5 protein-coding genes and 2 rRNA genes are annotated in these 9,542 nt (G+C 45.0%); 5 read left to right on the top strand and 2 right to left on the bottom strand.

Going from position 1 to position 9,542, the window contains the following annotated elements; all coding sequences use genetic code 11:
- Positions 1-12 precede the first annotated feature (12 nt).
- A 23S ribosomal RNA gene (locus W234_RS0112875) occupies positions 13-2,873 on the top strand.
- A 148-nt stretch (positions 2,874-3,021) separates the two neighbouring features.
- Positions 3,022-3,136, top strand: a 5S ribosomal RNA gene (gene rrf / locus W234_RS0112870).
- A 121-nt stretch (positions 3,137-3,257) separates the two neighbouring features.
- Here rrf and W234_RS0112865 read toward each other — a convergent pair.
- The gene (locus tag W234_RS0112865) at positions 3,258-4,976 is read right to left on the bottom strand and encodes a hypothetical protein (RefSeq protein ID WP_025647239.1); all 1,719 of its coding nucleotides are present in this window, start codon (positions 4,974-4,976) and stop codon (positions 3,258-3,260) included.
- Between the two features lie 122 nt (positions 4,977-5,098).
- Between W234_RS0112865 and W234_RS0112860 the strand changes: the two genes are divergently transcribed.
- From W234_RS0112860 to W234_RS0112850, 3 genes are read left to right on the top strand one after another with little or no spacing between them, the layout of a single operon-like run.
- On the top strand, positions 5,099-5,506 hold the full coding sequence (locus W234_RS0112860) for an OsmC family protein (RefSeq protein WP_025647238.1): 408 nt from the start codon (positions 5,099-5,101) through the stop codon (positions 5,504-5,506).
- 23 nt (positions 5,507-5,529) lie between these two features.
- Positions 5,530-5,994, top strand: coding sequence for a flavodoxin family protein (locus W234_RS0112855; RefSeq protein WP_025647237.1), 465 nt, complete (start codon positions 5,530-5,532; stop codon positions 5,992-5,994).
- Positions 5,995-6,027: 33 nt separating this feature from the next.
- Entirely contained in the window at positions 6,028-6,684 is a 657-nt protein-coding gene (locus W234_RS0112850; RefSeq protein ID WP_025647236.1) for a DUF938 domain-containing protein, read from the top strand.
- Between the two features lie 38 nt (positions 6,685-6,722).
- Here W234_RS0112850 and ppc read toward each other — a convergent pair whose 3' ends face one another.
- Positions 6,723-9,503 (bottom strand): phosphoenolpyruvate carboxylase, encoded by a 2,781-nt coding sequence (gene ppc / locus W234_RS0112845; protein ID WP_025647235.1) that lies wholly within the window; start codon positions 9,501-9,503, stop codon positions 6,723-6,725.
- Between the last annotated feature and the right edge of the window lie 39 nt (positions 9,504-9,542).

Genomic DNA, 9,542 nt, shown 5'->3' with positions numbered 1-9,542 from the left:
TTGGGGTTGTATGGTCAAGTAATTAAGCGCACATGGTGGATGCCTTGGCAGTCAGAGGCGATGAAAGACGTGACAGCCTGCGATAAGCTTCGGGGAGGCGGCAATATCCTGTGATCCGGAGATTTCTGAATGGGGAAACCCACCTAGCATAAGCTAGGTATCTTATACTTTGTATAAGAAGCGAACGAGGGGAAGTGAAACATCTCAGTACCCTTAGGAAGAGACATCAATTGAGATTCCCCAAGTAGCGGCGAGCGAACGGGGAGAAGCCGATTATCTTTAGAATAGAAGAACAGCGTGGGAAAGCTGACCATAGTAGGTGATAGTCCTGTATTTTAAATTCTGAAGATAACATATTAAGTAGAGCGGGGCACGAGAAATCCTGTTTGAAGATGGGGGGACCATCCTCCAAGGCTAAATACTCCTGACTGACCGATAGTGAACCAGTACCGTGAGGGAAAGGCGAAAAGAACCCCTGTGAGGGGAGTGAAATAGAACCTGAAACCGTGTGCGTACAAGCAGTGGGAGCCACCTTGCGTGGTGACCGCGTACCTTTTGTATAATGGGTCAGCGACTTATATTCTGTAGCAAGGTTAACCGTTAGGGGAGCCGTAGGGAAACCGAGTCTTAATAGGGCGTCATAGTTGCAGGGTATAGACCCGAAACCGAGTGATCTATCCATGAGCAGGTTGAAAGTGCCGTAACAGGCACCGGAGGACCGAACCCACTGTCGTTGAAAAGCCAGGGGATGACTTGTGGATAGGGGTGAAAGGCTAATCAAACTCGGTGATAGCTGGTTCTCCCCGAAAGCTATTTAGGTAGCGCCTCGGACGAACACCATTGGGGGTAGAGCACTGTTTCGGCTAGGGGGTCATACCGACTTACCAAACCGATGCAAACTCCGAATACCGATGAGTGATATCCGGGAGACACACAGTGGGTGCTAACGTCCATTGTGGAGAGGGAAACAACCCAGACCGCCAGCTAAGGCCCCAAATTCCTAGTTAAGTGGGAAACGAGGTGGGAAGGCATAGACAGCTAGGAGGTTGGCTTAGAAGCAGCCATCCTTTAAAGAAAGCGTAATAGCTCACTAGTCGAGTCGGCCCGCGCGGAAGATGTAACGGGGCTCAAACTAGGAGCCGAAGCTGCGGATTTGAAAATTGTTTTCAAGTGGTAGGGGAGCGTTGTGTAAGCCTGTGAAGGTGTGTTGTAAAGCATGCTGGAGGTATCACAAGAGCGAATGCTGACGTGAGTAACGATAATGCGAGTGAAAAGCTCGCACGCCGGAAGATCAAGGGTTCCAGTCCAACGTTAATCGGGGCTGGGTGAGTCGACCCCTAAGGCGAGGCCGAAAGGCGTAGTCGATGGGAAATCGGTTAATATTCCGATACTTGTTTATGATGCGATGGAGGGACGGAGAAGGTTATGTCAGCCTAGTGATGGTTATCTAGGTGAAAGGATGTAGGCTTGCAGCTTAGGTAAATCCGGGCTGCTATATGGTCGAGATCTGATAGCAAGTCCTACTTGTAGGACGAAGTGGCAAATACCAGGCTTCCAGGAAAAGCTTCTAAGCGATAGTCATAAACGAATCGTACCCTAAACCGACACAGGTGATCAGGTAGAGAATACCAAGGCGCTTGAGAGAACTCTGCTGAAGGAACTAGGCAAAATGGTACCGTAACTTCGGGAGAAGGTACGCTATTGGTGGTGATAGGACACGCTCCTTGAGCTGCTGGTAGTCGCAGATACCAGGCTGCTGCAACTGTTTATTAAAAACACAGCACTCTGCAAACACGAAAGTGGACGTATAGGGTGTGATGTCTGCCCGGTGCTGGAAGGTTAATTGATGGGCTTAGCGTATGCGAAGGTCTTGATCGAAGCCCCAGTAAACGGCGGCCGTAACTATAACGGTCCTAAGGTAGCGAAATTCCTTGTCGGGTAAGTTCCGACCTGCACGAATGACATAATGATGGCAGCGCTGTCTCCAGCAGAGACTCAGTGAAATCGAAATCGCAGTGAAGATGCTGTGTACCCGCGGCTAGACGGAAAGACCCCGTGAACCTTTACTACAGCTTTACATTGAACTTTGACCTGACTTGTGCAGGATAGGTGGGAGGCTTTGAAGCAGACACGCCAGTGTTTGTGGAGCCATCCTTGAAATACCACCCTGGTCATGTTGGGGTTCTAACTCAGGTATAACAATACCGAGGACAATGTATGGTGGGTAGTTTGACTGGGGCGGTCTCCTCCTAAAGAGTAACGGAGGAGTACGAAGGTGCGCTCAGACCGGTCGGAAATCGGTCGAAGAGTATAAAGGCAAAAGCGCGCTTAACTGCGAGACCCACAAGTCGAGCAGGTACGAAAGTAGGTCTTAGTGATCCGGTGGTTCTGTATGGAAGGGCCATCGCTCAACGGATAAAAGGTACTCTGGGGATAACAGGCTGATACCGCCCAAGAGTTCATATCGACGGCGGTGTTTGGCACCTCGATGTCGGCTCATCTCATCCTAGGGCTGAAGCAGGTCCTAAGGGTATGGCTGTTCGCCATTTAAAGAGGTACGCGAGCTGGGTTTAGAACGTCGTGAGACAGTTCGGTCCCTATCTACCGTGGGCGTTGGAAATTTGAGAGGATCTGCTCCTAGTACGAGAGGACCAGAGTGGACGAACCACTGGTGTTCGGGTTGTCATGCCAATGGCATTGCCCGGTAGCTACGTTCGGATGGGATAACCGCTGAAAGCATCTAAGCGGGAAGCCCACCTCAAGATTAGATTTCCCTAAAGAGCCGTTCAAGACTAGGACGTTGATAGGCAGGGTGTGGAAGCGCAGCGATGCGTGTAGCTAACCTGTACTAATTGCTCGTTTGGCTTGACCATACAACACCCAAGTGGTTTGTAGCTATCTATCAGAACTTGGTTCTATAGTTAGACAAGCATTATATCGATATCACCTTTATCCTTGATTCAGTTAGGATAAGTGATACTTATTAAAAGTCACACAACAGACTCATATCTAAACCCCTTTGCTGACGACAATAGCACGATGGCACCACCTGATCCCTTCCCGAACTCAGAAGTGAAACATCGTTGCGCCAATGGTAGTGTGGCTCCGGCCATGTGAGAGTAGGTCATCGTCAGCTCTCTATTCCTAAAACCCCCTTAACTTAATTGTTAAGGGGGCTTTTCTTTGTCTGCTATTCTTTTATTGGTTTTGCCTTACCTGTAAGAATTATCTCTAACCCTTACGGTTTTTATCAAGAGCTATAGAACAGATGACTTACGGAAAATAAAAACATTATGATGAATAGCTTCATTAATTTTCTGCACATCGAACGTTTCTTTATCTTCAGGAAGTCTTAATACTTTAGGCAAACGTGTGATAACCATTTTGTCATTGGCGATAGCATAGTGTCTATAATGTTCATTAACGGTCTCATCACAGTCAAACTCTAAATAAATAATATTATCAGTATGACTTTTTGCCAATCTAACGATCGATAAGAAAAACTCATTCTTTAATTGATTCTTTGAGTGTTCAATATCTTCGAAATCATATCTTGGTTGCCATCCTACTATTAGTCTTTGCCAAAGATTTCCTTTTTCCTTGGTCTCATGATAAAGCTTTAGCTTTTGTTCTAGACGCGATATCTGTTTGAGATTGCTTTCCACATCATCGAACTCTTCTTTGATTATATCTATGATCTCTTTGGAGGCTTCAGTAAGTCCTTTTGCATTATAGTTTTTATTCTCTAACGAATCGTAGATCATATCTAATAAGTGCCTAAAGCTAATTAGTCTGGCAACCATAATCTCTACGTTATAAGAGTAAGTTGCAATAGGTAGTAATTGAAAGTTCTGAATACTATCAATCATTCTATTAAAAATTTTACTTAAGTAATAAAATAGATAGTCTCGATCGTCCTTGTCGCTGATAGCGTTTTCGATGAGGTTGTTTAGCTTATTGAGTATCAATACAGTGATTTGTTGTTCATACTCATTCATACGCTTGTGAATATGAAATTCTGTTTCTTCACCGTCTTTTTCAAGGGGTTTTTTAAGTAACGGTTCAATTTGCGTCTTACATTTATATTGTACATCTTCAATAAACTTGATAATCGTATCTGATACGCCAGCATCCAAAGTATAGAGTCGACTCATGCAATAAGTAACGTGCTCAAGGTAGCGCTCATTATCTAAAAGGTTTTTTCTGAGAACTACATGAGTTAAATATACGTATAGTTCATTTTGCATACTGCCTTCATGCAAAAAGCGTTTGAAGGAGTAAGGGTTTTGTCTAGGCTTATCAGCGATACCAATCAAATACCAATACTTTTCACTTTCGATTACAAAGAACTTTTTACGCTTAGCTTCTTCTCTGATAATACTAGGTAAGTTTTCTTGTTCTTGAAAATCAATATCAGTCGAGTCCCAAGCACGAAAGTCACGTTCTTGAATCTTTTGTTTGATAAAAACTTCTTTAAAATACGTTTTTACAACGTCAACATTAAGCTGTCTAATGCCAGGTTGTACTATCAGTTTTACATTATCAATCCAAGTCGCTAAATCGTATAAAAAAGCACGCTTTATACTCTTTCGACTCTGTTGGTCTAAATGATGATCGCCTATATCAATTCGATTAATATAGTCGATCATAGCTTCTACTTTATCTGCAAGATCAATAGCATCGCAGGTTTGCGGTTGGGATTCGACCAACTTTAGCATCTGTACGCTAATCGCTTGCAACTCTTTATTGCGTACTGCGGTGTTAGATAATACACTTCTAAGGTTTTCTGGAATGATATAAGTAAAATTTGCGCTAATATTTCTCTTTGACAATATTTTTTCGTACACACTTTTACGACTAGCAGGGTCAAGCTGTGGCAAAATATTGGCAATGATTGTTTTCCAATTAGTACTTAAAGCTGGATCTATCGATTTTAATTGATAAATTTGATACTCTGAGAGCTCATATACGTGCATATTATAATTCCTTTGAACCATTTACAGTACTAATGTTTGCATAAGTGTCGTAATCTTAGCATTTATTAAATAGTCATAACACTGCCTATCATTCAAAATACTATTAAATCAGAAGGAGCCCTATGACAACTTCAAAAGTAACCTACCAAGGCGACTTGCGTACTAGCGCCATCCATTTGCAATCAAGCAATGAAATTATTACCGATGCACCCACTGATAATCAGGGCAAGGGTGAGGCTTTTTCACCGACTGATCTATTAGCGACAAGCTTGGCAAGCTGTATGCTAACGATCATTGGGATTAAAGCGCGTGATATGGAAATTGATATTGCAGGTACTACCGCTGAGGTGACCAAAGTGATGACAGCTGATCCAAGGCGCGTCAGTGAAATACATGTCGCTATCTCTTTTAAGCAGCAGCTCAATGAGAAAACGCAAAAGATATTTTATAACACAGCGCTGAGTTGTCCAGTTGCGAAAAGCATCCATCCTGATATCATGCAAAAGGTGACTATTTATTCTAAGAACTGATATATTTTATAATGGTGACTAATATGGCTTCCAAGACTTTACTTATCGTCGCGCATGCACCATCACCGAATACTAAAAAGTTGGCGCAAGCCGCTCATGACGGTGCCAATCACCCTGATATAGATATCAACGTGGTTCTCAAAGCACCACAGGATACGCAGCCTGAAGATATACTCGCAGCGGATGCGTTATTATTAGGTACGACTGAGAATTTGTCTTATATGGCAGGGCTGACCAAAGACTTCTTCGATCGCTGTTATTACGCGGTATTAGAGCACAAACAGGGGCTGCCTTTTGCGTTATATATTCGCGCTGGGTTTGATGGGACAGGAACTAAACTGGCTATGAAAACGATTATCACTGGTTTGCGTTGGAATCAAATCCAAGATACGCTTATTTTAAAAGGTGATTGGCAAGAGGTGTTTGTGGAGCAAGTGGAAGAGCTTGCGATGACGCTAGCTGCTGGAGTGGAAGCCGGTATTTATTAGACTGATTTATTGAACCTTTATTAAGATAGTATTATGAATAAAAATAACTTAGGTAATGCGGATATTAGTAGCCAAGATAGACTGCCATTTTCGCAAGCGTGTGAAAATAATAAAGCACCTATCTTAAACGTGCTACAAAAAGAGCTACAAGAGCATACTCATGTCTTAGAAGTCGGCTCAGGTACCGGCCAGCATAGCGTTTACTTTGCACCAAGATTGCCGCACCTACAATGGCAAACCAGCGATGTAACTGATAATCATCAGGTGATACAAGCTTGGCATGATGCCTATCCCGCATCAAACCTGTATGCACCGTTGGCTTTTAATTTGTTAACAGATTCTATTCCAAAAACTAATACTGGCGAACCTTATGACGCTATATTTACTGCTAACACCTTACATATTATCGCTTGGCCTTTGGTTGAGAGGTTGTTTGAGTTGGTCGGAGAAGCATTACCGTTAGACGGCAAGCTAATAGTATATGGACCCTTTAATGAAAATGGACGCTATACCAGTGCGAGTAACCAGCAGTTTGATAGCACTTTGCGCCAGCGTGATGCTGGTAGCGGTATCCGGCATAAAGAAGATATCATTGCTTTAGCCAACGCCCACCATTTAACATTAATGACTCAATATGAGATGCCAGCGAACAACCAAATTTTGGTTTTTCAAAAAATAACCGCTAACTAAGTCAGCGGTTATTTGCGTTTTAATATCAGTATCAAGTTCTAACCAGTATTACGTAGTCCTGCTGCAAGGGCATTGATACTGCGAATTAGTGGATCTTCTACCGCCAGTTTATCGGTACTTTTAGCATCCTTATTATCAGGTTGACGCATGCGTTTGAGCAGCTCGATTTGGATATAGTTGATCGGGTCTAAGTAAGCATTGCGCCATTGTAAAGACGCTGCCAGCTCTTGCTGCGTGGACAATAATGAGGTTTGCTCGAGCAGGGAGTTTAGGCCAGAGTGAGTAAGCGCGTGCTCGTGCTCGACAGCCTGCATGACTTGTGTGCGTAAGCGCTCATCTTTGCACAGATGACTGTAGGCGTGGGCGATATTCATCTCCGATTTGGTAAAGGCCATTTCGATATTGCTGATAAAGGCGCTAAAAAACGGCCAGTTTTTATTCATCTCTTTCATCAATCCTTCGTTTTGTTTGACACTCTCTAATGCCGTGCCCACGCCATACCACGCAGGAAGGGTAAAGCGGGCCAATGACCAGCCAAACACCCAAGGTATCGCCCGAATTGTTGATTTGCTTGGCAAGCCTTTTTTGCGGTGGGCAGGGCGCGAGCCGATATTTAGCAAAGAGATCTCTTGTACGGGCGTGGCCTCGGAGTAAAACTGATAAAACCCGTCTGTATTATCCGTCAATGCTCGATATTGCTGCTCGCCTGCATCGGCTAAATCTGCAAACAGTGCTTCATAGCTATCGAGCTGGGCCGGCTGCGCCACAAAGCGTGACGAGCTGGCTTTTAGTGCGCCTGTGATACCCATTGTCAGCTCAAACACTGCTGTATCTGGATTGGCGTATTTGGCATAGAGCACTTCGCCTTGCTCGGTAAACTTGATTTGTCCGTTTAATGTACCAGCGGGCTGCGCGGCAATGGCCTGATGAGTTGAGCCGCCGCCGCGACTGACAGAGCCGCCGCGGCCATGGAACAGACGGGTGCTGATGCCGTATTGGTTGGCAATACGAGTGATGGTCTGCTGGGCGCTATACAGCTGCCAAGCCGAGGTGATAATGCCGCCGTCTTTAGAAGAGTCCGAGTAGCCCAGCATAATCTCTTGAATATTGCCTGAGTGCTCAAGTAGCTCGCGATACAGCGGGTTATCCAGTACCGTTGGCATGATTTTATCGATATTTTTAAGGTCTTCGATGGTTTCAAACAGTGGCGCTACCGGCAAGGCGGCAAATAAGTGTCCGTCGTCATTGATACCAGACAAACCTGCAAAACGCATCAGCAGCAGTACTTCTAGTAGTTGACTGGCGTTATTGGTCATCGAGATGACGTAGCTGCCAAAAGTATCGTCGCCCACCAGTTTGCGCAGTTTGGCCACCGACTGCATCAATGCCAGCTGCTCACGGGTTTGCTCGCTTAAATTATCGGTATAAATCAGCGGTGTGCCTGGTTTTTGTAGTAGGCGGGTCAGCCACTCTTGGCGCTCTGCTTCGCTTAGCGCCTTGTAATCGGGCAAGTTGGAGGCATTGGCAAAAATATCGGCAATGACCTCGCCATGATAGCCTGAGTCTTGGCGAATATCGAGCGCGGCCAGATGAAAGCCGCAGGTTTTGACCAAGCGGATGGTATCTAGCAGTAGCCCTTCGGCATGGGCGCTATCATGCGTGTTGACGCTCTTGCGGATAAGGCGTAAGTCATCTAACAGTGCGGCCGGCGATAAGTACGCGTCTTTTGCTGCATTGTCGTCTGTGCCTTGGCTTTGGATATACTGGTTGGTGGCTTTTATTTTGGCAAGGATGAGTGATAACAATCTACGGTATGGCTCGTGATTATAGTCATCAGGGTTATAACAAAACACCTGCTGATCCAGCTCGCTATAGTCTTTAATTCGCTCATAAATCCCGGGCGCGATGGTGACGATGCTATCGCTATGAATCAGCTCGCGGCGCAGCTTTCGGATCAATACTTGGTAATGGCGCAGCACGGTATTGGCATGCATCAACACGGCCATTTCTGTGGTCTCATGAGTGACGAAGGGGTTGCCATCTCTATCGCCGCCGATCCAAGAGCCAAAATTGACAAAAGCGGGCAGCGCATAGTCACTAAGCTCTGGATAAATCTCTACGATTGCGTCTTTGATATTGCGATAGACTTTCGGTATGGCGGTAAAAAGACTGGCATCAAAATAATGCAGGCCATTATTAATCTCATCATAGACCAAGGGTTTACGAGTCCGCACCTCATCTGATGACCATAGTAGATCAATGGTTTCTGCGGTTTTTTGTTTGGCCTGCTCAAAGGCGCGACTGCCCTCAGGATAGACACCCATGGCATCGGTGTGCTCATATAGCGTTTGCAAGATATTCATCGTTGTACGGCGACGCGCCTCGGTAGGGTGCGCGGTAAAGACTGGGATAAATTTTAGCTGATCGATGAGCTCTTTGATTTGTTCAGGTTCGATCTGGCGCTCGCGGCATTCTGATAAAGTGCGACGAAAAGAGCCTTCCCAGCTTTGGTTAGACTCTGCGCGCATCACTTGCCGCTGCTCACGTAAGTAGTTTTCTTCGGTCAGGTTTGCCAAAAAAAAATAAATAGAAAACGCGCGAATGACGTTTTTTAGTGTTTGATTGTCTAGCGAGGCGATGAGCTCGATAAGTTGTTGTTTTTGTCCGTCGTTATGCTCGCGGCGCTCTTGGATAAAACCTTGGCGCAAGGTCTCGATGGTATTTAGCGTGTCTTCTCCAGATTGGCGAGAAATTGCCTCACCTAAGAATGAGCCTAATAATCTAATGCGCTCACGTAATAATTCGTTCTTTAATAACATGACTCACTTCCTTGTCTTCTAACAGACTGGTTAATAAAT

It is taken from the genome of Psychrobacter sp. TB15, from assembly GCF_000511655.1.
GTDB classification, from domain to species: domain Bacteria; phylum Pseudomonadota; class Gammaproteobacteria; order Pseudomonadales; family Moraxellaceae; genus Psychrobacter; species Psychrobacter submarinus.
This window is presented reverse-complemented; position numbering and strand designations above follow the sequence as displayed.

Coding starts and splice junctions, on each gene's coding strand:
- W234_RS0112865 (WP_025647239.1), bottom strand. CDS start 4,976: ATGCACGTATATGAGCTCTCAGAGTATCAAATTTATCAATTAAAATCG.
- ppc (WP_025647235.1), bottom strand. CDS start 9,503: ATGTTATTAAAGAACGAATTATTACGTGAGCGCATTAGATTATTAGGC.
- W234_RS0112850 (WP_025647236.1), top strand. CDS start 6,028: ATGAATAAAAATAACTTAGGTAATGCGGATATTAGTAGCCAAGATAGA.
- W234_RS0112860 (WP_025647238.1), top strand. CDS start 5,099: ATGACAACTTCAAAAGTAACCTACCAAGGCGACTTGCGTACTAGCGCC.
- W234_RS0112855 (WP_025647237.1), top strand. CDS start 5,530: ATGGCTTCCAAGACTTTACTTATCGTCGCGCATGCACCATCACCGAAT.